The organism is Enterococcus sp. AZ103 (assembly GCF_051714685.1).
GTDB lineage: Bacteria > Bacillota > Bacilli > Lactobacillales > Enterococcaceae > Enterococcus_A > Enterococcus_A alishanensis.
In genome coordinates this window covers 22,816-45,586 of record NZ_JBIOSI010000003.1, presented here as the reverse complement: position 1 = coordinate 45,586, position 22,771 = coordinate 22,816, and the positions used below count along the sequence as shown (strand labels likewise).

Here is a 22,771-nt window from a genome sequence, read left to right as displayed (position 1 = left end):
GTCTTGATAGCCTTGTTGGTCGTCTTTCGTGTTATAAAATTTCATGATAAAAGACCGATTAAACACGTCAAAATTCCCGCTATTTTCCGTATTTTTATTGACTGTTTCAATGATTTTATTTTGTTTTTGGACTTGTTGCTGGAGGTCTTTTAGCTGATTAGAGACCTCCACCTCTTTTAATAAGAAAGTGATACACCCAACCACCAACAGCCCAATAAAGCCCCACACAATGACTGAGACTATTTTTTCTTTATAGAAACTGGCGATATTCCCTTTCTTTTTAGGCTTCGCTTGTTTCTTTTCCTTCTTTTCTTTCTTTTTTTTCGGTGGCTCCTGTTCTTCCACTTCCTCTTGAAAGTCTTGAATAGAAACCTTTTTCCTTGATTGAAAGGACTTTGCCATTACATTCTCCCTTCTTTTTGAGTAAAAAAAATACAAGCCTAATCGCTTGTGTCTTCTTCATTGCTCGTAATTTTTAGTATATTCGGTGAATCTTTAGGCGTGTTTTCCAATTCCAATTTCTTATTTAGATTCTTCTGTTCTTCTTTTATCACTAAGAGTTGTTCGTAAATACCTGACTTGTCAAATTTTGTAAATGTTTCGGTTTTCATATAGAATTGAACACCAGTAGCACCCGCACCTGATAAAAAAACTATAGCTGTTATTATCCATTTTGTACTACTAATGACCCCTATTAAAGAGACAATAAGTGTTGCCACTAAGAGTCCTAGAAAACAATAAAAATCTTCTTTATTCATATGATACCGATAATAAAATGATCTTATATATTCCTTTTTATCTAATGAATCTAATAAGAGTTGTTCGGTTTTATTCAATTTTTCTATTTCTTTTTGATATTGGTTAATTTTCTCTTGGGACTTTTTCTCTAAAACTTCTTCTTGGAGCTTTTGGAATCTTGAATCATTCATAGTATGTCACTTCCTTTTTAGGATCAATACAGATAATTTCTGAATGACTGTTTACCATAAATAATAATTCTTCCGTATAATAGTTCATGTCATCACCTCATTTAACATGTGATCTAAAGTGGACTCCACTAATCGCCAACTAGCAATTGTTATGAAAATTTGCCAGAAAAGTATCTTTATTAGTAATTTTCTTTTACTGATGGGTTCTTTATTGTTGGAATCTTTTTTAATTCAAAGACTGTAATTAGCAAGCTTGCAGGTAGTGAAGCAATGAAAAAAAATATGCACTTAACTAAAAAAATAAGTATCCTATTCCTTTATCTAGAATCTGCTTTGCATTAGGGGAATTTACATATGAACCCATCATATTTTTTGTATTCATTTGATCACTCAAAAAAAGTTTAAAGGTAATCATAGAATACTTAACTTTGTAAGTGATCTCTATACTCGTTCGCATGATTTGTTGATCTGTAATTAACCCCTCTGAACCGTGTCCTTCTATGTGATAGAAGACTTGATCTTTAGTAATTTCATTAACGTATATAAACTGTTCCCAAGCTTCGACTGGTTTTATAGCATTTAATACTTTTGATTCCTCCAAGTCAGCGCTTGATACAACCTCATCTTTTACGATTCCAAACAATTTTTCCTCATCATTTTCTTTTAACGCAACTTTTTTTATTTTCTTCATGAAGCCATAAAAGATTATTGTAAACAACAGATAAATGCTGAGAGAAAACAGAAAAATAGCGATAAAATAAGTATCTATAAATTTCTGAAATTGCGCTATGGAAGAAAATAGAAGCAATATAAATAGCGAGATAGATTGTTGAGAATAATTCTGCAAATCTGTTATTACTTTTCGTCTCACTGCCAATACAAACGACATACCCACCAATAAAAAAATCATTAAAAGAATGCCAATATTTTGTAATATTCTTAAATAAGTCTGCTCATTAGCTAAATCTATCGTGCCATCAGAATAAAGAAGTAGGATAACCCACCCTATGAGATAATAAAACATTCCGTAAATGATGATTTTAAAAAAATACTTTGCCATACTTTTTAGTATAAAAAATAAATTAGCCGTTTGAACAATCCAAAAATTTCTATTACTTTTTAATACTTTTACTCTTCTTTTCAAGTATTGTTTTTTGGTCAGTTTAATTTTTAAACGCAACAAATCTCCATCTTTTAGAACATATTTTTTTCTTACAGCAGCAACTAAACTATATAGCACTACACCTAATAGTAATGTCAGTATTCCCTCAACTATAAGAAATCCCCTTGTTCCTTTATCGTAAGAATGTAGCTGTAAAAGACTGCCAATAAACACAATAAAGCAAAACAAGATAAGGATTATATCTGTAATCTTTTGCCTTTTCAAATATCTAATTTTGTCTTTCTGAGAAGGCTCTATATAAGGAATGTTTTCTTTCATACTTAATAACTCCTTTATTTTCTAATTCCATTATCTCCGTCGTTAACTGACTTCCCAATACGGTTTAATTTTGTAATATTTTCCAACTTCACGATTTAATGAACGAACCATGCTTTCTAAGACTGTCGCTCTGGTGCCTATTGAAACTTGTTGTTTCTTAGCTTTTTTCACACTAATTATTCCAACATTACCGTTTTGAAATACTAAGATACCTTGATAGTAATATTTCCATCCTAGTGAATTATCTGACTGAATTAACTCCCACAATTCTTGCGTTACAACTAAATAGTTATAATCTCCAATGAATGTTTGCTTAGCAGTGCTTTTTAGGTCAGCCATAGTCACTTTTATTTCGTAACAACGAATAGTGTTGTCGGTTGAATATGTCATAAAATCAACTCGTTCTTTCCCAAACCAGCCAATAGTTACTTCAAAACATCCGAATATACCTTGTTTATTAGTGTAATGCCAAAGACACTTTTCAGCTTGTTTAGTCATGTCTGTTTTAGCCAAATTATCACCTCACATTCTGCAATCTCTTTCAATTGCCGAATTGATTCTTAAACCTTTTTACTGGAATCAAAATCTTTAAAGACATTCCCTCTTATTATGTCAATAATCACTTGTGCAATCGTCATTATGAAGTAACCTATAATGAAGCTAAAAATTAGCCACCCGATCATAGCCATTATGAATAGTGGATTGTGAAAGAAATACTCTAACTGTTCATTTGCTACCTCAGTATTATTATTTTGTATATTTAAATCTGACATCATTTTTTTGTACTGGGTAATACTCCCAAATAATGTTCTAAACTCATAAATCCAAAAAACAATGATCCCTATAAAAGCTCTGATGAAGTACACTCTTTTCAATTTAGGAAAAAAATATTTGTCTATGAAAAAAATACTTTTTTTAATGAGCAAATGATCACTTCTTTTCAAAATTGCACCCTCTTGATTTAAATGAATTCTTTCAATCACTGACTTTAATCAGCAATTTTCTTTTTCAAATCTAATCATTTGAAAGAATAAATAATAAAAAGCCAGTCGCCATCTTAGCTGCTAATGATTTCAATTTTTCGATATCTGCATACTCATTTTGAACACAAAATCTCATAGCACTTTGCAATTCTCCTAATTCTTCCAATGTAATATCTATTGAAACTGTCTTATCATCATTTCTTGCTTCATTAGATTTTTTCATTTACATTCTCTTCTTTCTTTTGTCAGTTAAATATTTCTATTCAAGCTTTTTACTATAGAAATCGTCATAATATTCTACGGATAAATCTATTTTCGTGAATAAAAAATCTTCAAACTTTTTTCTTAGTTTGATTGGTACTTCGTGATACCTGCTATATGCACGCTCCAAATAATTTAATTGTAGATTGTATAACAATTTTTGATAGCTACAAGGAAACTTGTTTTTCAGGAAACTCATTTGTGTATATGAAAATTTTAGCCATTTAAAAGTGTCAATCTCATTTCCTCTATGACTATCAATCAACGAACAATTGGAATAAATGTAGTAATGCTGGTATTTTTCTTGAAATAATTGTCTGTGTTCATTAGGTAATTCACTTAGTCGAAAAAACTCGCTCCATGTTAATAGATATTCGGCTTCAGGATAAATATATATAGAGGGGTTTATTATCCTATTTCGTTCTTTTACAATAGTTTTCAAATACACTCTCTTTCTAAATCTATCTGCCATTTGATTTCTCCTTACTGAATCCATCCATTATTTTTGAGTAGCTAGTCTTTCCGCTAGCTGTTTTTTTGGTTTCGAAATATATTTCAATTACTAACTAGCACCAGTTCGTTCTTTTTTTACATTTCTTTGCATTTTAGGCGGGTGAGTAATGAAGTACCATATTGCTATACCTATTGCTACTCCCATTAGTTGACAGATAATAATTCCACAAAAAAATTTAAATATCTGACTAGGGATAAGCCACATCATCACACAAATTAAAGTTGCTGGTAAAAATATTTTTTTCTCATATCTAATCAGCTCCTTCTCCGATATAAATTTTTTCTTTTTAGCAAATTGATGGATTGTAATTAACATTGCAGGTGCGGTCAAAATCGATAATATTACATTTACTTGGAACATCAATGCTCCTCCTTATCAAAATCAATTATTTTCAGTAGTTTCAATTCTTCTTTTGGAAAATTCAAGATATACAAATTACGTTCGATATCCTTTTCTTTCCGCTCTTTTTCACGAGCTTTATTTTTAAATTTAGCTGATTTCACTTCAATAAAAGCTTTATCTGATTCAGGAATTTCTTTGAAAAATACATTATCACCATCTTTTGGGACGGTTTCAAAAAGACTCTTTTTTAATAGTCCATTTTCTGTATTAACGAAATAATAAAGTTCTAGGTCTTTTATATTTTTCTTAGTGATTGTCTTTTCTTCGCTAAAGAAAAATCTGCCTAATAATGAATTGCCCTTTTCATTAGTAATTTCTTGTTGGCTTTCAATTGAGTAAATATCTTGAATTTCTTCCGTATCAGTCAAAACGTATTCTACTTTGCTGCTATCGCCCAATTCTTCACTGATTTTTGCATTTTCAATAATATCTCTAGTCATTGGAACTAAAATAGCTAGCATGAAAATACATGCAATTAATCCAAGAATTGATTTAAATAATTCGATAAAATCACCCCTTCAACATAATCTCACGCCATCTATCAACGACTTACTATTTTCTATAATTTTGATTTAAATAGGCTTCAATGTGATCACGGTGAATCTTCATTTCTGGTATGACTGTCATAGAATAGTAGCCGACACGTTGAATAGAATCTTCTACAGTTTTTTCGTCATAGATACGACGCCCACTTTTAATTTTCACAAGTATAAATCGTCCATTATTTTCGAGAACCACTCTCTCTGTATCTAGTAAGCGAGTAGCATTTAATTCTCCCTCCACGACTAATTCCTTGTACTTTTCAGCTTTTAACCAAATGGATTTTAAGTAGTTTTTCCCTGAAAAAATAAGTGTAATTTTTCTTTTTTCATTGATTGGCAGTATTAAACTTTGTCCTTTGCCCCCCATTTCTTCTTTCCCTTCAAAAAAAAAGCTACCTAACAAAATCTTTGCTAGATAGCTTTTTTACTATTATTTTATTTTTAGAAAATGACACTGGCAGGATCAATTAATTGTCCTTGAGACAGGCTATTATCTCTACAAATTTCTAAATGTAAATGGGCTCCTGTGCTGTTTCCTGTTGAACCAACATAGCCAATGATTTGACCTTGTTCTACGTGATCCCCTGCTTTGACTGCATATTGTTGTTGATGAGCGTATAAAGTGGTCATACCGTCGTCATGTTGAATCACTACATAGTTACCCCATGAGTAATGATACTCAGCTTTAATCACTGTCCCTGCTTTACTGGCATGGATTGGCTCACCTTGACTAGCAGCCATATCTAAACCTCGGTGGAACTCACCACCACGATTGCCAAAAGGACTAGAAATCGTATAGTTATTGACTGGTACTGCGTAGCCAGTAGCGCTTACTGGTGCCCCTTGTACTTCTTTGTCATACTCTGTTAAATCGTAAGTCTCAATTAAACCGTTTAGTTTTTGGTTATATTGCGTATCTGTGGCATATTTTCCTGTTAAAAATGCCGTTGCGTCTTGATAGGTTGGCGCATTACTTTTCCAAACGCCTGAATAAAACTCGCTATTGCCTGAAATGCCTTCTTTTAACAAGGTGGCATAGTCATTGAAGCTATCTTCATAGTCTTCATAGACTCTAAAGCCTGCTTGTGTACTGTAAAGATTACCATTCCCAAAATCTTCTTGGGTAGCCATAGAAACGCTTTTACCATTGTGTGTTCCTTTGATACCGAACAAATTATAGTTTGGCGCTTGAGCTAATGTGCTTTGACCTGACGCTGATTCTAAGATTGCTTGAGAGATCATGACTGAGGCATACAAATCTTTTTCTTGCCCGATTTTTCTTGCGGACTCGCCAATTTTACGAATAAAACTGTCTACTGACTCGTCCTTCTCAAAGTGTATCGCCCCGTCATTTGTGACAGTTGCAGACGGTACATATTGCGTTAGATCGTTAGTAGCTGGTTGATTAATCGTAGTTTCCGGTGTTGGTGTTTCTTGCGGTTGTTGTGGTGCTTCTGGTGCAGTGTTAGGAGTTTCCTGTTTTGGCTCCTCACTGCTAGGTGTTGTTTGACTGCTAGAAGTAGTGGTATCGTCTGAAGGCTTGGTACTTGGTACCGTTGAGCTTTCACTACTACTTGGCGGTGTACTGCTTTCTGTGGTGCTAGAGGAACTAGTAGAGCTTTCACTACTCGTAGTGGTTTCAGAACTACTTTCAGTTGTGGACGTGTCTTTTTCTACCTGTTCCGTTGAATCTTTCGGCTTATTTTCTTCTGCAAATACATTCAATGGTACTGACATGAATGTCTGTGCTGAAATCAAAAGCGCTGATAAAATCTTGCTAAATTTTTTCAAATGATTTATCTTCCTTTCTGTCTGTTCGTAAATCATCTACTGTCACATCTAGTGCGTCAGCAATTTTACAAACCAGTTTAAAGCTTGGTCTTTTTATGACTCCCGATTTTATTTCTGAAATGGTTGAAGGACTAACCTTCATTTTATTTGCTAATTCTTTTTGAGAGATATTCCTTTTTTTTAACAAATCTTCTATTCTTTCCCACATTACTTTCAATACCTTCTAAAAAATTTTATGAATTTAAATTTGAATTTTTCTTGAATTATCACAATTGTTCACATGATAATTTTGGCAATTTCTAATAATCGTGCTAAAATTATAATGTTAAATAATAACCACTTTTATTTAACAAAAAAGAGCAACAGCTCTGCCAAGCTACTGCTCTCATTTAAAAACGGAAGGAGGTGATTTAATGTTTAATCTCCATCTGGTATCTCCGTCTGCTTTTAAAAGTTTAGAATTTACTGAAAAAATCGAAGTAGGTTTTTGTGCTTTACTCATTGCGGGACTTTTAATAATTTTAGGACTTACGATTATTAAATATATTGGTTTGCCTATTTTTAATGGCTACTCCAATGCACTCGAAATTAGTGGGTTTGTCGCTGGCTTAATCATGACTATTACTGGTATATGGTTTACAATGACTTACTTAAGTTCTATTCTTTTTGTGATTATCATTTGCGTTGTAGTTTATTTTATTTCGCAAAATTGGTAACCACACCAACAAAAACTCCGATTTCAGCGGGGTTTTTGTTTGTTTTTTGAAACATCATAATTTAGCTTTTTTTACACAACGAATAGTACCTATTCATACGAATAACTACTGTTTTATTGGTCTTAAGTCTTCGACTTTTACCCTAAGTGCGTCCGCAATTCTACAAACTAACTCAAAACTAGGATTTTTTGACCTACCTTTTTTTAAATCTGTAATAATTCCCGTACGTACGCCTACAAGCTTCGACAACTCATATTGAGTCATTTCTCTAGCCTCTAAATAATATTCTATTTTATCCCACACAATTAACGCTCGTTTCCTTTTATAGAAATCTGAAAAAAAGAAAATTTTTATTTGGTGCAATATCAAAAAAATTCTACTTCTAAAAGCTTTTTTTCATTGTACCACTTTTTTCAGAATCCATGTACTTAAAATGAACATGGTATTTTTGATCAATACTTCAATAACTAAATGCTCGTATGTTTCAGTATTACTAGACTAAGAAGTATAAGGATAATAAATATCACTGCATAGCCCACCATTAGTTGAATAAAGTAATCATTCATCAGTTGAAAGCACACAATACAAAAGCGCTGAAATCCATTGTATCGTGGTTCTTTGCCCTCTTTGAACTGATTCTTTTTATTATTACTGTTTTTTAAATTGCTGTTTGCTTGTTGCTTATCAGTGGTTTCAGTTGTGGCATTTGAGCCTGTATCAATTCTTTTGTACAAGCCTAACGCTTCTTTTACTTCGGGCGTAGCTTCTTCGGCTGGATACGACTTGCCGTATTCACCCTGCACCACTGCACGATTAGGTGTATTCATTCCACCTTCACAACGTATAAAAGTAATCTTTGCTTTTTCTTCTTCTTTTGGTAGGTCTAAAACTTCACCATTGGCTTGGTTTACGACTTCGTTTTTCGTTGTGAAGTATTCATAAACATTCGTAAAATCAGTGGCATAAATGACACTTGATAATTGTGTGTTAGAAATCCCTCCTAATGCGCCCCCGCCTTCTACTAAGTTATGAGCCAACAAAACGTAGTTGCCTTTTCCTAAAGTTTGGTCGGTATAATAAGTCCCAACTCCTACCATTAAATTTTGATTACTCATTCCTGCTAGTACCTTGGTTCTAATATTGGCACTAGGAATGTATATGGCACCAATTCCCCACTGATTGACAATCTTTTCATAATTTAGTTGTGCTTTAGCATACTCGCTAGGTGAGACTGGTTTAATTGAATCGGGATCAAAATTGGCTTGATCATTTAATTTTTCAGTTGCTTCTTTTGTTTCTTCTTTAGGTTGTATTTGGTGCGTCATACTTATGTCGTTATCCGTTGTTTTCAACAAAGAGTAACCGTAAAAACAAAGACCCGCAAAAGCTAGACCCACAATAAACCACAAAATAGGTAATATTCTTAGAAATTTTTTCACGTATTCCTCCCAATTGAAAACTAGAATGAGACACAAGAAAAAAGACACATGATAGACACTAGGCGCCTTTACAGGCACCTAGAGAGAAAGTTTGGTTCTTTGTTTATAGCCTTCCCGCTTATTCTTTTACTTCTTTTTTGCGGTTAAGATATAATACAGTTGCAATTGCTCCAACAATTGCAAGCATTACGACAGCAGCTAAAACTTTTTGCATATCGCTTAATGATCCCCATGTTTGAGGGATAGATTTAGTTGGTGTTGTTGGTTTAACAGGCGTTTCAGGGACATTGACAGTTAATTGTTGTTTCACTTCGTCAATGTTCTTTTCGCTTGTTAGGTCTGTACCTTTAGAAGACAGTCCTTCAAAAGCAACGATTACTTTACCTGCTGCTTGTGACAAGTCAATTTCGAATGGTACGTCAACGTAACCCTCTAATAAAGTTACTTCTTCCAATTTAGAAAATTCAGTAGCAGTGTCATTTTCTTCTTTAGCGGCTGTATCGTCGGTTTCGGTTGCGTCTTTGTCAGTTGTATCAGTTGCTTTAGCTTCAACTTTTGAACCAGAATTAGCAGTCTCTTTGTCTGCTTTACCTGTGTCTTTTTCAGTGTCTGCCTTGTCGTTAGTTTCTTTAGCAGCTGTATAGTAATCTTTTGCAAGAATTTTAGAAGTGACTTCTCCATCTTTACCAGCTACAATATCTAGTGTTCCAGTTACTTCTTTACCCATTGGGTCAGTAAATGGTTTTTCAGTTTCTTTATCCATGATAGATAAATCAAATGTATAAGGCTGACCAGAAATTAAGTTTTCATAATACACACGGTCATATCCTTTTGTATTAGCCAATGGATCTGGATTTTTAACAGCATTATTATTGTTGTCAAAAGCGAAAAATTCAGTATGGATTTTAGGCTCTACAAATTGAATAGATTCTGCTTCATTGTCTAAATCGCTATGAGAAGCAACTTTTTCCCATTCTTTAATTGATGGGTTATAGTATTCTAATTCGTTAGTGAATACGCCTTTTTTACCATTCATACCTTCTGCATTGAAATCGTAGTAAACATTATGAACAAATTTTGCTTGTTTAGCAGTAAATTCTTCTGTCTTCTTCAACGATTCTTCGCCTAACTGTTTACCAGTGCCAAACTCAACATAATCAGTTGTTAAACGTAATTTAGCATTTTCAGGCAACTGTTGACCGTCAATCATGACTTCATCACGTAATTTTTGATCTTTTAAAGGATTAACAAATTGCGCACCGTCAACGTTACTTGCTTGTGAGTCTAAAGCAACTTTAACTGTTGGGTTTTTCACCACAAGCTCATTTCCGCCATCTTTAATTACAATTGTTCCTTTAGAAGTAGCAGGGTCAATGTAATGTCCTGCGATTGTTGCGATTTCTTCGTAATCAATTTTTGTGCCTTCTGGATAAACAGGTGTTTCAAAATTACCGTTTACGTCAGTAGTGTAAACTTTTGTTTTACCATCTACAGTAATGTTGAATTTTGCGCCAGCAATCGCTTTGCCGTCTTCATCAGTTTTCTTTAAGGTAAGTTTTCCTTCCTTGATTTTATTCACTTTAATATTAGAAAACGTTGGTGAAGGGTCAGCTTTACCCGGTGTTGCAACAGTTTGTGCATTAGGTGCAGACCATATTAGAGCACTTTCTGTTCTAATGTTTGGTTTTCCTAAATTTATAGTACCTCCGTCTTTAATATCTTTAGTAGCTGTGATAGTAAGTTGATTTGAATTTTTCGATACGGTTGTTCCTGTTGTATTCGCCAAAATATCCATTTGAGCTAAACTATTGTTAGAGTCTGTCAATGTCACTGACTCGCCAGAACGTAGATTAACGGTTTGCCCATTAAATGAGGCTGGTTTATACCATTGTTGCATTTTAGCTTCAACTTCTGCTTGGTAAGCCTTGAATCCTTCTAAATTGCCGATTCCAGCAACTTCCGTCACGTCCCAACCTAAGCGAGACCATACTAACAGTTGAGTATATCCAGAAGCGACATCATCGGAAGCGTCTTGTGCTCCAAACAGCATAACATCATTAATGTTTTTATAGGTTTGATTAGAGATATCCATCGGCTTAGATGTGTAATCCGAACCGTTACCAAACAAGACATTCGGATCGATGCAGTAGGCATAGCGCGAGCCAACATAATGGTGATTCATAATTGGGTAGCGTGAAGTTGTCCCATGACCAGTCAACACATAACTCATATTAAATGAATTTGAACTAGCAATGTCACGAGTCATTGCTTTCATTTTGAACGGAATATTTACTTCTTCACCATTATCATTTTTCATAGTGACAGAAGCACCAGCTGGCTGATACTCACCAAAAATAGCCAATCCTAATTGTTCAATTTCTTCATTACTTAAACCAGCAGTATTGTATTTAGCTGCTCCTTCACGTTCTGCCAATTGTTGAATTTGGTCTGACGTAAGGCTTTGATTGCCAATACGTTCTACTGGCTGAACTTCTACGGTCGTTTCTTCTGTAGCTACGTCCTTCCCAACACTAGTGTTAGTTTGAGATTTAGATTCCTCCGTTTCTTTTTTATTTTTGTTCTCCTCTTTTGAAGAACTTTCAACGCTTGAATCCTTTACAGTCTCAGTCGTTGATTGAGTCGTTACTTCTGCCAAAGAAGCAGCTGGTGCTACAAAGGTACTCGACCCAACTGACAATAACATTGCAATAGTCGCTAGTTTGGCTCTTAAAATTCTACCTTTCTTCATTGTGTTTCCTCCATTTCCATTATTTTTATATATAAAAAAGCACCTAGAGTTTCTACTCCAAGTGCTTTAGAATATCTAATTATTATTTATTGATCTGTAGTCGTGTCATGTTCGTAAAAATTAACAGTATACCAATATTCACCATTACTCATTTTTACTGGTTCTACAATATATGCCCATCCTTTTGTTGATTGTGGGTCTTCATGTATTACAAACCATGCGTAGTAATATTGGCTATTAGGGTCGTTCCACATGATATCTGCTTTATCCCCTGCGTCCCATTGATCTTTTTCTAAAATGCCGCTATTGCCGATTGGGTCAACTGGTGTCGGTGTTACTGGCTTTTCTGGTTCTACTGGTTTTTCATCACTCCCACTATAAAAAGCAACACCTTCATACTTCCAACCTTTACGAACTAAGTAGTCACATTCTTGCCCATTTGTTGTAAAATGGTGTGTCCCTGTTCTTGCATAAGGATTGTACATACGGAATACTTCTGTTTTTCCTCCTGAATACCATGCTACCCCTTCATAGCGCCAACCTTTGATTTTCAAGTTGTCTCGTTCACTAGCACTTAATGTGTAGTGGTGATCTGCTGTGTTGGGATTTAACATACGATAAACTGGTTCACCAGAACTTGGTACCGCCCATGCTGTCCCTTCGTCTCTCCAACCAAATTGCGAAATATACGGAATTTCAATCGTATTAGTCGTAAATAGATGTTCCCCTGACGTCGGGTTGTATGCACGGTACAATGTTGTTGCCTCTGTTTCTTGTGGATTGGTACTGGCAAATACTCCCACTGCCAATACCGCTCCTATACCTAAAACAACGTTTCCTAATACTGTTCTTGCTTTCATTTTTTTCTCCTTCTAGCTGAATCCCCAATTTTTGCTTAATTGTTGGAAGATTTGCTGAACTTTATTTCTTATATGCAGTACTTCTGTGCCCTATAGCAAACACTTGTATCAAAATATTAGTATCATCTATGTTAGCCAAAATTCTATAATTTCCTATACGATACCGCCATTCTCCACTTCTGTTACCTACCAAACCTTTTCCATGTTGTCTGGGATCAGTTGTTCCTTCTAAATTTTTCCTAATCCAAGCAACAATGATCCTAGCCTGATACCTGTCCATTTTTTTTAACTGTTTTTGTGCCTGAGGCATATATACAACATTATACTTCACTTAATAGTTGCTCCATCTCACTTTGAGAAATACCAACTTCTTTGTTTTCCTTACTCAACTTCATTTCAGCTTTTAAGGTCTTCAAATCAATTTCGTTCTCAATTTTTTCAAGTACCGCATTCCTGTAAAGTTCAGAGATAGAAGAATTATGTGCTTTAGCATATTCGCTTACGAGCTCTTTTTCATCTCCGGGAATTCTAAACGTAACTGTTGTTTGTGACATTTTGCTGCCTCCCTTCTATTAGCGTAATAACATTGTACTACAAATAAAATCGTTTGTATATACAATGTTAATACTTTTTTTAGAAGTTTCGCACCATTTATGATTTAAGCGCTTTTTAGCTTATATTATAATAAAATTTCATTTTAAAATGAAATTATTTCAAGCGATACCACTTTGTCGGTGTAGGGCCTGTCCGCCCTTCAATCTGTGTTTCACTTATGCCATTATCAGCTCCATTACAATGAACAATTGTAGTGTTACTGGAAGCAACGCCTGTATGACCTGCTGCACCGTTTGAATTGCCTTGATCACCTGAAATAAAAATGTCTCCCTTACGAACTTCACTTCTTGAAATTTCAGTAAGGACGCTACCATTTAACCATGATAATGTACTAGTATTCCCTAGTGTTGTCCCTGGTGGTAAATAGCCTGCTTCAATTAATGCTGAATACACGGCACTTGAACAATCATATTGCTTTGGACCATTTCTTTGAGGAATCAACATGCTGTAAGTAATACCAATATCTTGGCGAACATAAAACCAATCCACTAATTTATCTACTTTACTTCTTGAACCAACACTAAACCATGCAATACTTTCACTTTTCCAACCTGAATCCATCAGCCATTTTCGCTCTGACGTGTTCGTCGTGTAGTAATGTGAGCCAATACCTTTCGCATTTGGATTAAGTAAACGATAAACAGCAGCCCCATCATAAGGCGCATACCATGAAGTACCCTCATCTCTCCAACCTGCTTTTACTAAACCATTTTTTTCTGAGCTTGAAGTGGTGTAGTGGTGTTCGCCAGTATTGGGATTATATACACGATAAACGGCATTTCCAGAGGAGGAACCATACATGGTCACTCCTTCATCTTTCCAACCTGCTTTAACCAATCCGTCTTTTTCAGCTTTACTTTGGGTAAAGAAATGTTCTCCACTATTCGGATTGTATGCCTGATAAATTGGTAATTGATCTACCGCTCTTGATTGGTAAGCCCTCGCTTCTTGTTCTTGTTGAAACTGTTCGCTAGGTTGTATAATGTTACCACCGTTTGCATTGGCGATTTCATCTTCACTAGGCTGTGGATTTTCACCTTCTGTGATTGGTACGTCAGACACATCAGAATCAGACTCACTGTCAAAAGTGCCTTCAACAGCGGTTATTGCTGACTCCTGTGTTTGCGTGGTACTTATTTCGTCTGCCTGTGAGACACTTCCTAGACCCAATAATCCGATAAATACGGTTGCTGCTACAAGCCAACGCTTCCCTGATTTATACAACTTGTATCGTTTTTTTACTTCACCTAAACTAAATTTTTTTCTCATTCCTGTTCCTCCTAATGATTAAATGAATACCCTGCTTTATGTTCAAAAGTTGCTAGTAACAGCTTTGCTTGTCTCTCTGTTCCATGAGTCAATGATTCAAAACGAACGCCACCATCAACTCCTAAAACTTGTACTACCCAATCCCTCATTGGCTATTTCACCCCTTTACAAGAAATCTTTTGTTGCTAAATAAAACGTGTTTTCTCTTTTTTCGTTTGCTGAAAATTTAAAATACAAATAAAATATGTCGACGAGTTTATGGCGTCCGTAACTCGAAACCCTAGAAAACAACGGTAAATGCTCGATTGCTTTTGCAATGTCTTGGCAAGTGTTTTCATGTATTGCAGCCTACGACCCAAAAATTAAATGACCCATTTTTGAGCGCTCCCCCATTACGAGAAGCCAGTTCGTTTATTTCACCGAATGTGCGTCAAAGCCTAGGTCTCTAAGTAGCTGCTCTAATCAACCTAGACGCTATGGATTGCTTTGAAAATCCTTTTCCTTGATATTTACCACTTACTTTTATTGCAAGTGTTCATTACCGTAAAAACTAAATAGTTGCGTTTGCTAAAGGAACCGAGACCCCTTTCTAAAGATAATTACTGCCACTAAAATTCATTAACAACGATTACTCGTTTTATTAATCAATCCAGATTACTTATTGCGTTACATTATCTAAGCCTACTTCTATTTATTTTTTTACTCCTCAAGTGCCGTGATTTCTCCACAATATTTTCAAGCAAACGAAAAAAGAGAAATAATTTTTTTAACCAGTTTTTTGCTTTACAAATCCTTTACTTGTCATTCTCAAAGGTGCTTTTAAGCTATCCCTTCTAGCAAGTAATACACCTTCTTTGTCATATACATTTTTTATCAGTCGATAAATTTCTGATAATTGACATTCATCAACAATCATTTCCTTTCGTGTTTTACCCACGTGATAATAGACAACTTCTTGAACGACGTACCCTTTCACAAAATAATGTACCAATTTTGATTGACCCAAATCATTTTGTTTAGTCACCGTCAATCTATGGGCGAACTGACAAATAAATTCAATACCAGCTTGATTCTTCCTCACTATCTTCACCTCGTATCCACAATATTGTAAAACCGAACAGTATGATTGCTTTCATATCAAGCTTAATTCACACTATAACGAACACGTGTTCGTATGTCAATTATTTTTTTTACTATCAAACAAGAAGGCGCCTCATTATTTGCGAGTTTATGAGGTATATTGATTGATTCGCCTTCTAGCTTGTACAAATAGAATCGCTTATTCTGAGTGCTACCCTTTCCTCTGAACAACAAAAAAGGCTGACACCTTATTGGTATCAGCCTAACTTCATTACGGATTATCTGCTCATCTAAAAAATCACACACTGTCATTTTTGGATACTTACAAAAACCTGTGAAAATCACAAATACACAGGAAAAAGGGGTAGTTTTCCAAAATACACAAAATATGATATTATTTAGACTGTTGCAGACAATCGTTTGTAACGAAGCAAGAGCTAGTATCAATAAGCTACATTATTGATCCGCTGCTGTTTCTATGATCCTCTCAAGGGTCCTAAACCTTGTTTGGTAGAAACGGCGCGGGCTCATGCTTAAAGTGAAGGTTGCCCCTCACAATAAGCGATTCTATTTGCTCTAAAACTACGAAAGTCTATCGTTAGTCATTTAATGACTAAACAGTAGCATAGAAATTCTAAATTTGCAAAGTTAAATTTTTAGAAAATTCATAATTCCGAAGAAAAAGCGATAACATCAGTCTTTTTCTTCGGTTTTTTGTTTGCAAAAAGAAGAATATCAGAAACAGCTGTTATGTTAAATAGACTCGATGTAACTTTCTATCATTATTTTATCATAATTGAACAGCTTTATCAAAGGTTTATTACGAATTTTTATGATTAATCATTAGTTATTTTAACCGATAATTTTAATTATTTTTTAACCTATAGCCAAGAATCCATTGTCACCTCTGGCAAGGTTTCGCCACTTTGAGCTTGTTGAATAAGCGCAATTGGTTTTTCAACAAACCAGTTGCGAACATAGACAAAAATAAGGCTTTGAATATCCTTTACTTTCTCTGTTTTATTTTTCTGATAAGCCTTCAACAACGTTTGATACAATTCAGCTTCCGCAGGGATTCCTTGTTGTTCTAATTCTTCAAAAACAATCGTGATTCCAGTTTGTTCTTGGGCTTTGTACTTGGCATTATGAATCGTCTTCACTGTCTGTCTGGCACACTCGTAGTTAGGCGAAAAGGTAGCAATCAACTGTAACACCCTATCAGGAATAAACGTCGGTACTTGGGAATTATGGCAAGATTCCACAAAGTTATCTAGCAAAATTTGATTTTGTAATTCGTCTTTGTCAGTGTCTATTAAGTGTCTATTAGTGTCTAGGTCTTTAGTTATATATTGATTGGGTAAAGAATTTTTACTTCCTTTGGTATCAAGGGTTTCAGTGTGATTTTCTGGAAGTAAAGAATTTTTACTTCCTTTGGTATCAAGGGTTTCAGTGTGATTTTCTGGAAGTAAAGAATTTTTACTTCCTTTGCTATCAAAGGTTAGATTGTTTTTTATATATACATCATCAGCATTAACTTTAAGATTTGCTAAGTACAATCTGTTTGGTTTATTCAGTCCTTGTTGTACTTGGTGAAGTAGTTGAATTGCTTGCAGTTCTTTTTTAATTTTGATGACTTTTGGTTTAGAACAATTTAAAATAGTCATTAATTCGTCGTTGGTAAAAATAAAATAGATATTTCCATTAGTATCATACCAGTTGTTTTTTACAGAATATTCTAGGCGATCCCGTAGTAACATATAGGCTAACTTTGCGTCACTGGTTAGAGATTTATAGGTATCACTATAAATAAGTGCTTTAGGAAATTTGAAATATAATTCTCCGTAAATAGATTTGATATTGATGTAGTCGAACATATTAAACTCCTCATTTCGTTGTATGATTATGATAGCATATCCGCATATTACTAACAATATTTTTTTGTAACTCAGACAAGATAATTTATAATTTGTAATTAATTACAAATTACTTGTTGACATGAAAGGCACCTGCCTGTATAATTAATTATATAAAATAAATTACTAATTACAAATAATTAATTACAAGGAGAGATGATATGTCTAATGTTATTACCATAGGCAATTTTAAAGGTGGTGTTGGTAAGACGACCGCTTGTGTTTTATTTTCTTATCTATTAAATAGAGAAGGTAAAAAAACATTATTAATAGATTTTGACCCCCAAAGTAATTCTACCGAGATTATTAAAGAAACTTACAAAGTTAATGGAGAACCCGAGTTTACTTTTTTTGAGTCATTGGAAAGATTAAATATCCAACCTTCAATTCTTAGAATTTCTGATAACCTAGACTTGATACCCGCTGACTGGAATCTAAGTAAGTTACCAGATTTACTTGAAGAATATAAGAAACAAGAAAGATATTATTTGTTAAAGGAATTAATTAAGCCAATAAAGGATAATTATGACTATATCTTAATTGATGTTCCACCAACTTTAAGTGGATTTACTAATAATGCTGTCATAGCTAGTGATTATGTTTTAATGGTCTTACAAACACAACAGCAAGCTTTTTCGTCTAGTGTTAAATTCATTAATTATTTGAAGGAATTAAGATCTGATTATCATACAGATTTTGAGTTACTTGGAATAATACAATATTTAATAAAGAAAGACGGAAAAGTAGATAGTGAGATAATAAAAGCTTCTGACGAGCTCTTTGGTGAAGCAGTTTTAGATAATAAAATATATCAAAGAGAAAGAATAAAACGCTTCGGGAAGAATGGAATTACAGACAATGATACACACGACGAAAGAGTTTTATTCATGTATTCAGAATTACTACAAGAAATTGAAAATAGAATAAAAGAAATTAATTAGGAGCGAAATTATGGAAAAGAAGAGTTTACTAGATAAAATTGATACGAAAGAAATTAATAACGAGAAAAGCCCATTTTCTAATAAAAGAAAAAAAAGCAGACCAGTTCAAGTTAGAGAGTATCAGTACGAAAAACTAAGAGAAAAAGCTTTTAAAGAAAATAAGAAACTAGTAGATATAGTCGAAGATATCTTTAATGAATATTTTTCTAATCATAACTAATTACTAGTAATTAATAATTTGTAACTTCTAATTAATTATTAGTAATTAATTAGAAGTAATCTAAAACATAAAAAACCACTCGGTAGAGTGGTTTTTTGCTATTAACTGGACTAGAAATAATACAAGTTTTGACCTTAGAAAATATTGCTTCATTTCTTGAATGCTATGATTTCAATATTTCTATTCTTATTAGAATCTACATTCTGTATATCAGAATAAGTTATTGCGTTACTGTAACCATTTATCTACCCAAATGAGCTGAAAAATGATTGCTGTTTATATTTTGTTCTTATTTTAAATATCAGTACTCAGAATACTATATTGAAAATTCAATTCTTTTCAATCCATACCAATGCTTCGTCTTCTACAAAGTTATTGATAAATTCCTCTGCACTCATGGTAATAAAAATATCTCTTCCTATTTTCAATAAAACGTGTCCGGGTTCTAAGCTCATTCCACCATGCTTGGTTTGGAGTGCTACTTTTCCTGTCAAATTAAATTTTTTCGTTTTTGTAAGAGGAATATTTCCGACAAAAGCAATTAATTCTGATACTCTTTCTGGCGAATACTTAAAAAATTCAATTGGAGTTTCATTGAAACAAACCCCTGAAAATTTAAGTTTAGTTTGCTGCATTTCTGCTAGTACATAATTTTTATTTTTGCTACGACTTGATAGTGAAGAGGTTAATGAAGTAACAGCACCATTTGACTTCTCTAAATAAATACTGTTGTAGTAGTCTTTTTTTATGATTATTGCTTTAGATAGACTTTCTTCTGATCTTTTTGTAGCGTTACAGGCTGCTTGTTGAGAACAAGCATGAACAATAAATTCTGAACCATCTTTGAAAGTAAGACTATAGATAGCATATTTACGAGGTGGTGATTTCTTTTCTTCTACTTTTTTTACTTGTTGAATTAGCGGATTATCTACTATATATGTTTTTTCGTACGTTTCTAAAAACAATAAGTTTTCTTTCTGCTTACTAAGAATTTTCTTGTAACGGTCACAGTAGGCACAATTCTTGTCTTTTCCCAAAGGGTGAAAAAGGTCGGGATCATTTTTATGGATTTGGATTAATTTATTTATTTCCTCTGAATACTGCTCATGCAATGCTCTAGCTTGTTTATAAGCAGAGGGATTCATTGGTATTCCTCCTTATAGTGTCCAATATTTATTCGAGTACGTAGTCTAACAATTGTTTCTTCTTTTTGACGTGCTTTATTTCTTCTGAAAAATTTTTCATGATATCTTCTCTTGATAGTCCATAAAAGCCTTGATCACTTCGCCATTTTGACATTACCGTTGTTGGTGTACTGAAATACAAGGCAATATCGTTTGAATTATAACCACAAGAAATTAAAAATAGAAAATCTTCCTTCTCCAGGGTGCCCCGTTCTCTTTGATTTTTAGGAAGAGGTGGCAATGATGGGGGAGGTACAGTCAATTGCTGGGCTAATGCTTGTATTTCTTCTGCCAGTGCTTCATTTTCAATCCAATTATCATCTTGATTCATTAGTATTAACATTTTTTTGCGTATTGCTTTTTTTTCTCTTGCTTGCATATTCTCACCACCAAACATTTTAAGGTTGTATACCATAATCGGAAAGTCTTTTATTTTTTCTAGCTTTGACAACTTCGTTTGAATACCTGTATATAATTTCTTCTTTTGTTTGTTCACTAAATCCCTGATCTTCCCGCCATTTGGAAATAACTAGTTGACTTACTTTATATATTTTTTCTAAATCTTTGGTTCCGTAACCTAAAGACAACAAAAACAAAAAGTCACTTCTTTTGAAATTTTGCCAATCTAATTTTGTTTCTGGAAAGGGAGGGCGATTGACGAATAGAGGTTCAGCTAGATTTTGTACTTTTTGCAATGCCTCTTCATTATTCGACCAATCGGGATTACTGTTTATAACAGTAAGTAATCTCATTCGCTGTTTCTTTTTAAGTAATTTATTCATAAATATCACCTAATAATTAGTAGCTTCTTTCTTTAATTGCGTAAATGGTCTTTCTTGGTAAATTTAATTCTCTTGCGATAGTGAGTATTGGAAAACCACGACTTAACATTTCCGTCACTTTATCGTAGACAAGTTTATTTTGTCCTGTAGCTCCTGCATGATATTTTAAGGGACGTCCTTTATAAATACCTTTTTCTTTGGCAATTGCAATCCCTTGCTCCTGTCGTTCTAAAATCTTTACTCGCTCACTTTCAGCAATATAACTAAATACTTCTATTACGAGATTAGACAATAGGTTTCGCAAGCTATCGTCAGTTACACCAGAGAAGGAGGGGAGGTCTAAAATTTCAACATTAGCGCCTTTACTTCTAACTTGTTGCAACAAATCTTTAATATCGTTGCTATTTCGTCCTAGACGATCAAGACTAGTAACAACTAAAGTATCACGTTCTCTCAAATAATCTAAAGCTTTCAAAAGCTGTGATCTTTCTTGTACATTTTTTCCTGATACTTTTTCCTCAAAAAAGATTAAATCCTGACTATTAATTTCTTTTTCTAGTTTCCAATCAGAAATGAGTTGTTTTTGTCTCTCTAAATTTTGATCGGCACTTGATACTCTCAAGTAAGCAACAAACATAAAAAATCACTCCCAAAAGTCTAAATTTGAAAAACCATTTAATACACACCCAAAAGTAACACTTTCTGACCCAAAAGAAAAGGCGATAAAATAGGATTTTTAAAAAAATAAAAAGTGTTACCTGTGGGTATGCTGGAAATATTCAGTGAAAAAATAACCTTTTTTTCATGCAATAAAAAAACTCTCGTCTAAAAACGAGAGTCTACAAGTAACTTTAATTTACAGCATCTTTTAGTTGTACTCCTGCTTTAAATGCTGGTACTTTACTTTCAGGAATTGTAATTTCGTCTCCTGTTTGCGGATTTCGTCCTTTACGTTCTGCACGAGTTCTTACTTCAAAATTACCAAAACCAATGATTTGAACCTTTTCCTTTTGTGCTAGTGATTCTTCAATAGCTGTTAATAATTCATTTACAGCAGCCAGTGAGTCTTTTTTAGTTAATCCCGTTTTATCGGCTACATTTGAAGCTAATTTGTCTTTATTCATCATTTTACTTCTCTTTTACAAAATACGTATGTTTCCCTTATTTTATTGATTCATTCACGGAAATGCAATAGCAAAGTAACGATTTATATGATAAGCATAGGAAAGAATAGTCTGTTTTAAACCTTAAATTTTCAGTCTGATTTTTTTAAGTTGTTTAATTTATCACTTTCTTCTTTTTTAATAAGAAAAGTTTCTGTTCCAGAACTGACAATAAAGGTCTTCTCTAAAATCTTAGTAATTGTTCCAGCAATCAAATCACCATGACAATCCTTTCCTACATAATGTTCACCGACTTCTATATTCATATAATTCACCTCTACATAAGTTTTTTTCGAATTATATATTGAAATCTTTTTTTTTACAACAAATTCTTTTTAAGAGATTCAGCTTTTGCCTGCTTTTTAATCCTTTTTAGCGTAGACAATGAAATATTTGTTTTTTTCTCAACCTCTCTCATACTATTTGTCTCCATCAATTCTAGTGCATGCCTATATCGTTCTGTTATAACTCTTTTAGGTCGTCCTTCTTTGTAATGTTTGTTGTTTGCACGTTGCCACTGTTTCCCTTCCTGTGTACGTGTAACAATTAAGTCTCTTTCAAATTGTGCAAAGCTGCCAAGCATATTCATCATCAATGTTTGCATGGAATCATTTTTATTGGGTTCAAATATCAATGAATTTTCTAAGAATATGACGGTGACACCAGATTGATTGAAAGAAGAAATTATTTCATTCAAATCAACAATACTTCTTGCAAGACGATCTATCTTAGTGACTAATACTTGGTCGCCATTTTTCACAACAGAAATTAACTCTTCTAGCTCTTTTCTACCTTCTTTTTTCGTTCCAGTATATTTTTCACTGAAAATTTCAGTTGCTCCAGATTTTTCTAGTTTTGCAATCTGTGTTTTATAGTCTTGGTTACTAGTACTTACTCTAGAATATCCATAAATCGACAAAATTTCCACTTTCTTTCTGAACATAAGTTTTTGACACTAATCAAACTCAAGTATATCA

32 protein-coding genes are annotated in these 22,771 nt (G+C 33.7%); 3 read left to right on the top strand and 29 right to left on the bottom strand.

Translation table 11 applies throughout. From position 1 onward, the window contains the following. From ID741_RS19490 to ID741_RS19435, 12 genes are all read right to left on the bottom strand, one after another. A partial coding sequence (locus tag ID741_RS19490) for a hypothetical protein (protein WP_438721308.1) occupies positions 1-402 on the bottom strand: 402 nt, incomplete at its 3' end. Positions 403-440: 38 nt separating this feature from the next. After that, positions 441-929, bottom strand: coding sequence for a hypothetical protein (locus ID741_RS19485; protein WP_438721307.1), 489 nt, complete (start codon positions 927-929; stop codon positions 441-443). A 292-nt stretch (positions 930-1,221) separates the two neighbouring features. Beyond that, positions 1,222-2,370: a hypothetical protein gene (locus ID741_RS19480; RefSeq protein ID WP_438721306.1), complete on the bottom strand. Its 1,149-nt coding sequence runs from the start codon at positions 2,368-2,370 to the stop codon at positions 1,222-1,224. 42 nt (positions 2,371-2,412) lie between these two features. Further along, positions 2,413-2,868 (bottom strand): hypothetical protein, encoded by a 456-nt coding sequence (locus tag ID741_RS19475; protein WP_438721310.1) that lies wholly within the window; start codon positions 2,866-2,868, stop codon positions 2,413-2,415. Between the two features lie 62 nt (positions 2,869-2,930). Beyond that, on the bottom strand, positions 2,931-3,314 hold the full coding sequence (locus tag ID741_RS19470; protein WP_438721305.1) for a hypothetical protein: 384 nt from the start codon (positions 3,312-3,314) through the stop codon (positions 2,931-2,933). A 70-nt stretch (positions 3,315-3,384) separates the two neighbouring features. Then, on the bottom strand, positions 3,385-3,576 hold the full coding sequence (locus ID741_RS19465) for a hypothetical protein (RefSeq protein WP_438721304.1): 192 nt from the start codon (positions 3,574-3,576) through the stop codon (positions 3,385-3,387). 36 nt (positions 3,577-3,612) lie between these two features. After that, on the bottom strand, positions 3,613-4,086 hold the full coding sequence (locus ID741_RS19460; protein ID WP_438721302.1) for a hypothetical protein: 474 nt from the start codon (positions 4,084-4,086) through the stop codon (positions 3,613-3,615). Between the two features lie 90 nt (positions 4,087-4,176). After that, entirely contained in the window at positions 4,177-4,488 is a 312-nt protein-coding gene (locus ID741_RS19455; RefSeq protein ID WP_438721301.1) for a hypothetical protein, read from the bottom strand. Beyond that, the gene (locus tag ID741_RS19450) at positions 4,488-4,991 is read right to left on the bottom strand and encodes a hypothetical protein (RefSeq protein ID WP_438721300.1); all 504 of its coding nucleotides are present in this window, start codon (positions 4,989-4,991) and stop codon (positions 4,488-4,490) included. Before ID741_RS19450 ends, ID741_RS19455 begins: the two co-directional genes overlap by 1 nt. A gap of 91 nt (positions 4,992-5,082) precedes the next feature. Next, positions 5,083-5,439, bottom strand: a complete 357-nt coding sequence (locus tag ID741_RS19445) for a hypothetical protein (protein WP_438721299.1) — start codon at positions 5,437-5,439, stop codon at positions 5,083-5,085. A gap of 74 nt (positions 5,440-5,513) precedes the next feature. Then, entirely contained in the window at positions 5,514-6,863 is a 1,350-nt protein-coding gene (locus ID741_RS19440; protein WP_438721298.1) for a peptidoglycan DD-metalloendopeptidase family protein, read from the bottom strand. After that, positions 6,850-7,071 carry a helix-turn-helix domain-containing protein gene (locus ID741_RS19435; RefSeq protein WP_438721309.1) on the bottom strand — a complete coding sequence of 74 codons (222 nt, stop codon included), beginning with the start codon at positions 7,069-7,071 and terminating at the stop codon, positions 6,850-6,852. Before ID741_RS19435 ends, ID741_RS19440 begins: the two co-directional genes overlap by 14 nt. 205 nt (positions 7,072-7,276) lie before the next feature. Between ID741_RS19435 and ID741_RS19430 the strand changes: the two genes are divergently transcribed. Beyond that, positions 7,277-7,579, top strand: coding sequence for a hypothetical protein (locus ID741_RS19430; RefSeq protein ID WP_438721297.1), 303 nt, complete (start codon positions 7,277-7,279; stop codon positions 7,577-7,579). Between the two features lie 105 nt (positions 7,580-7,684). On the opposite strand, the gene ID741_RS19425 is transcribed toward ID741_RS19430, so the two are convergent. The 10 genes from ID741_RS19425 to ID741_RS19380 all read right to left on the bottom strand — a co-directional run bounded on the left by ID741_RS19425 (position 7,685) and on the right by ID741_RS19380 (position 17,465). After that, positions 7,685-7,882, bottom strand: coding sequence for a helix-turn-helix transcriptional regulator (locus ID741_RS19425; RefSeq protein WP_438721296.1), 198 nt, complete (start codon positions 7,880-7,882; stop codon positions 7,685-7,687). 164 nt (positions 7,883-8,046) lie between these two features. After that, the gene (locus tag ID741_RS19420) at positions 8,047-9,018 is read right to left on the bottom strand and encodes a class A sortase (RefSeq protein WP_438721295.1); all 972 of its coding nucleotides are present in this window, start codon (positions 9,016-9,018) and stop codon (positions 8,047-8,049) included. A gap of 118 nt (positions 9,019-9,136) precedes the next feature. Continuing rightward, entirely contained in the window at positions 9,137-11,767 is a 2,631-nt protein-coding gene (locus tag ID741_RS19415) for a VaFE repeat-containing surface-anchored protein (RefSeq protein ID WP_438721294.1), read from the bottom strand. 86 nt (positions 11,768-11,853) lie between these two features. Beyond that, positions 11,854-12,627 carry a hypothetical protein gene (locus tag ID741_RS19410; protein ID WP_438721293.1) on the bottom strand — a complete coding sequence of 258 codons (774 nt, stop codon included), beginning with the start codon at positions 12,625-12,627 and terminating at the stop codon, positions 11,854-11,856. A gap of 61 nt (positions 12,628-12,688) precedes the next feature. Further along, positions 12,689-12,958: a type II toxin-antitoxin system RelE family toxin gene (locus ID741_RS19405; RefSeq protein ID WP_438721292.1), complete on the bottom strand. Its 270-nt coding sequence runs from the start codon at positions 12,956-12,958 to the stop codon at positions 12,689-12,691. Continuing rightward, positions 12,948-13,181: a type II toxin-antitoxin system RelB family antitoxin gene (gene relB, locus ID741_RS19400; RefSeq protein ID WP_438721291.1), complete on the bottom strand. Its 234-nt coding sequence runs from the start codon at positions 13,179-13,181 to the stop codon at positions 12,948-12,950. Before relB ends, ID741_RS19405 begins: the two co-directional genes overlap by 11 nt. A gap of 154 nt (positions 13,182-13,335) precedes the next feature. Next, positions 13,336-14,511 carry a peptidoglycan amidohydrolase family protein gene (locus tag ID741_RS19395; RefSeq protein ID WP_438721289.1) on the bottom strand — a complete coding sequence of 392 codons (1,176 nt, stop codon included), beginning with the start codon at positions 14,509-14,511 and terminating at the stop codon, positions 13,336-13,338. Positions 14,512-14,522: 11 nt separating this feature from the next. Then, entirely contained in the window at positions 14,523-14,660 is a 138-nt protein-coding gene (locus tag ID741_RS19390) for a hypothetical protein (protein ID WP_438721288.1), read from the bottom strand. 617 nt (positions 14,661-15,277) lie between these two features. After that, complete coding sequence (locus ID741_RS19385; protein ID WP_438721287.1) at positions 15,278-15,592, bottom strand: hypothetical protein; 315 nt, start codon at positions 15,590-15,592, stop codon at positions 15,278-15,280. A gap of 880 nt (positions 15,593-16,472) precedes the next feature. Beyond that, entirely contained in the window at positions 16,473-17,465 is a 993-nt protein-coding gene (locus ID741_RS19380; protein WP_438721286.1) for a replication initiator protein A, read from the bottom strand. Positions 17,466-17,665: 200 nt separating this feature from the next. On the opposite strand from ID741_RS19380, the gene ID741_RS19375 reads away from it, so the two are divergent. Both ID741_RS19375 and ID741_RS19370 read left to right on the top strand, forming a co-directional pair. Then, positions 17,666-18,445 (top strand): ParA family protein, encoded by a 780-nt coding sequence (locus ID741_RS19375; RefSeq protein WP_438721285.1) that lies wholly within the window; start codon positions 17,666-17,668, stop codon positions 18,443-18,445. A gap of 10 nt (positions 18,446-18,455) precedes the next feature. Continuing rightward, complete coding sequence (locus ID741_RS19370; RefSeq protein WP_438721284.1) at positions 18,456-18,665, top strand: hypothetical protein; 210 nt, start codon at positions 18,456-18,458, stop codon at positions 18,663-18,665. A 329-nt stretch (positions 18,666-18,994) separates the two neighbouring features. Here ID741_RS19370 and ID741_RS19365 read toward each other — a convergent pair whose 3' ends face one another. The 7 genes from ID741_RS19365 to ID741_RS19335 form a co-directional block, all read right to left on the bottom strand. Further along, positions 18,995-19,810 (bottom strand): hypothetical protein, encoded by an 816-nt coding sequence (locus tag ID741_RS19365; protein WP_438721283.1) that lies wholly within the window; start codon positions 19,808-19,810, stop codon positions 18,995-18,997. A 28-nt stretch (positions 19,811-19,838) separates the two neighbouring features. After that, complete coding sequence (locus tag ID741_RS19360) at positions 19,839-20,228, bottom strand: hypothetical protein (protein ID WP_438721282.1); 390 nt, start codon at positions 20,226-20,228, stop codon at positions 19,839-19,841. A 19-nt stretch (positions 20,229-20,247) separates the two neighbouring features. Further along, a complete protein-coding gene (locus tag ID741_RS19355) occupies positions 20,248-20,631 on the bottom strand; it encodes a hypothetical protein (RefSeq protein ID WP_438721281.1) in 384 nt (127 codons plus the stop codon). Between the two features lie 16 nt (positions 20,632-20,647). Continuing rightward, on the bottom strand, positions 20,648-21,268 hold the full coding sequence (locus ID741_RS19350) for a recombinase family protein (RefSeq protein ID WP_438721280.1): 621 nt from the start codon (positions 21,266-21,268) through the stop codon (positions 20,648-20,650). A 214-nt stretch (positions 21,269-21,482) separates the two neighbouring features. Beyond that, positions 21,483-21,758, bottom strand: a complete 276-nt coding sequence (locus tag ID741_RS19345; RefSeq protein WP_438721279.1) for an HU family DNA-binding protein — start codon at positions 21,756-21,758, stop codon at positions 21,483-21,485. Between the two features lie 128 nt (positions 21,759-21,886). After that, on the bottom strand, positions 21,887-22,060 hold the full coding sequence (locus tag ID741_RS19340) for a hypothetical protein (protein ID WP_438721278.1): 174 nt from the start codon (positions 22,058-22,060) through the stop codon (positions 21,887-21,889). Between the two features lie 53 nt (positions 22,061-22,113). After that, positions 22,114-22,737 carry a recombinase family protein gene (locus ID741_RS19335; RefSeq protein ID WP_438721277.1) on the bottom strand — a complete coding sequence of 208 codons (624 nt, stop codon included), beginning with the start codon at positions 22,735-22,737 and terminating at the stop codon, positions 22,114-22,116. Positions 22,738-22,771: the final 34 nt, after the last annotated feature.

What these genes read in the sequence shown, in the direction of transcription:
- ID741_RS19485 (WP_438721307.1), bottom strand. Translation starts at nt 929, where the DNA reads ATGAATGATTCAAGATTCCAAAAGCTCCAAGAAGAAGTTTTAGAGAAA.
- ID741_RS19480 (WP_438721306.1), bottom strand. Translation starts at nt 2,370, where the DNA reads ATGAAAGAAAACATTCCTTATATAGAGCCTTCTCAGAAAGACAAAATT.
- ID741_RS19475 (WP_438721310.1), bottom strand. Translation starts at nt 2,868, where the DNA reads ATGACTAAACAAGCTGAAAAGTGTCTTTGGCATTACACTAATAAACAA.
- ID741_RS19465 (WP_438721304.1), bottom strand. Translation starts at nt 3,576, where the DNA reads ATGAAAAAATCTAATGAAGCAAGAAATGATGATAAGACAGTTTCAATA.
- ID741_RS19460 (WP_438721302.1), bottom strand. Translation starts at nt 4,086, where the DNA reads ATGGCAGATAGATTTAGAAAGAGAGTGTATTTGAAAACTATTGTAAAA.
- ID741_RS19455 (WP_438721301.1), bottom strand. Translation starts at nt 4,488, where the DNA reads ATGTTCCAAGTAAATGTAATATTATCGATTTTGACCGCACCTGCAATG.
- ID741_RS19450 (WP_438721300.1), bottom strand. Translation starts at nt 4,991, where the DNA reads ATGCTAGCTATTTTAGTTCCAATGACTAGAGATATTATTGAAAATGCA.
- ID741_RS19445 (WP_438721299.1), bottom strand. Translation starts at nt 5,439, where the DNA reads ATGGGGGGCAAAGGACAAAGTTTAATACTGCCAATCAATGAAAAAAGA.
- ID741_RS19435 (WP_438721309.1), bottom strand. Translation starts at nt 7,071, where the DNA reads ATGTGGGAAAGAATAGAAGATTTGTTAAAAAAAAGGAATATCTCTCAA.
- ID741_RS19430 (WP_438721297.1), top strand. Translation starts at nt 7,277, where the DNA reads ATGTTTAATCTCCATCTGGTATCTCCGTCTGCTTTTAAAAGTTTAGAA.
- ID741_RS19415 (WP_438721294.1), bottom strand. Translation starts at nt 11,767, where the DNA reads ATGAAGAAAGGTAGAATTTTAAGAGCCAAACTAGCGACTATTGCAATG.
- ID741_RS19410 (WP_438721293.1), bottom strand. Translation starts at nt 12,627, where the DNA reads ATGAAAGCAAGAACAGTATTAGGAAACGTTGTTTTAGGTATAGGAGCG.
- relB (WP_438721291.1), bottom strand. Translation starts at nt 13,181, where the DNA reads ATGTCACAAACAACAGTTACGTTTAGAATTCCCGGAGATGAAAAAGAG.
- ID741_RS19395 (WP_438721289.1), bottom strand. Translation starts at nt 14,511, where the DNA reads ATGAGAAAAAAATTTAGTTTAGGTGAAGTAAAAAAACGATACAAGTTG.
- ID741_RS19390 (WP_438721288.1), bottom strand. Translation starts at nt 14,660, where the DNA reads ATGAGGGATTGGGTAGTACAAGTTTTAGGAGTTGATGGTGGCGTTCGT.
- ID741_RS19380 (WP_438721286.1), bottom strand. Translation starts at nt 17,465, where the DNA reads ATGTTCGACTACATCAATATCAAATCTATTTACGGAGAATTATATTTC.
- ID741_RS19375 (WP_438721285.1), top strand. Translation starts at nt 17,666, where the DNA reads ATGTCTAATGTTATTACCATAGGCAATTTTAAAGGTGGTGTTGGTAAG.
- ID741_RS19370 (WP_438721284.1), top strand. Translation starts at nt 18,456, where the DNA reads ATGGAAAAGAAGAGTTTACTAGATAAAATTGATACGAAAGAAATTAAT.
- ID741_RS19365 (WP_438721283.1), bottom strand. Translation starts at nt 19,810, where the DNA reads ATGAATCCCTCTGCTTATAAACAAGCTAGAGCATTGCATGAGCAGTAT.
- ID741_RS19360 (WP_438721282.1), bottom strand. Translation starts at nt 20,228, where the DNA reads ATGCAAGCAAGAGAAAAAAAAGCAATACGCAAAAAAATGTTAATACTA.
- ID741_RS19355 (WP_438721281.1), bottom strand. Translation starts at nt 20,631, where the DNA reads ATGAATAAATTACTTAAAAAGAAACAGCGAATGAGATTACTTACTGTT.
- ID741_RS19350 (WP_438721280.1), bottom strand. Translation starts at nt 21,268, where the DNA reads ATGTTTGTTGCTTACTTGAGAGTATCAAGTGCCGATCAAAATTTAGAG.
- ID741_RS19345 (WP_438721279.1), bottom strand. Translation starts at nt 21,758, where the DNA reads ATGATGAATAAAGACAAATTAGCTTCAAATGTAGCCGATAAAACGGGA.
- ID741_RS19340 (WP_438721278.1), bottom strand. Translation starts at nt 22,060, where the DNA reads ATGAATATAGAAGTCGGTGAACATTATGTAGGAAAGGATTGTCATGGT.
- ID741_RS19335 (WP_438721277.1), bottom strand. Translation starts at nt 22,737, where the DNA reads ATGTTCAGAAAGAAAGTGGAAATTTTGTCGATTTATGGATATTCTAGA.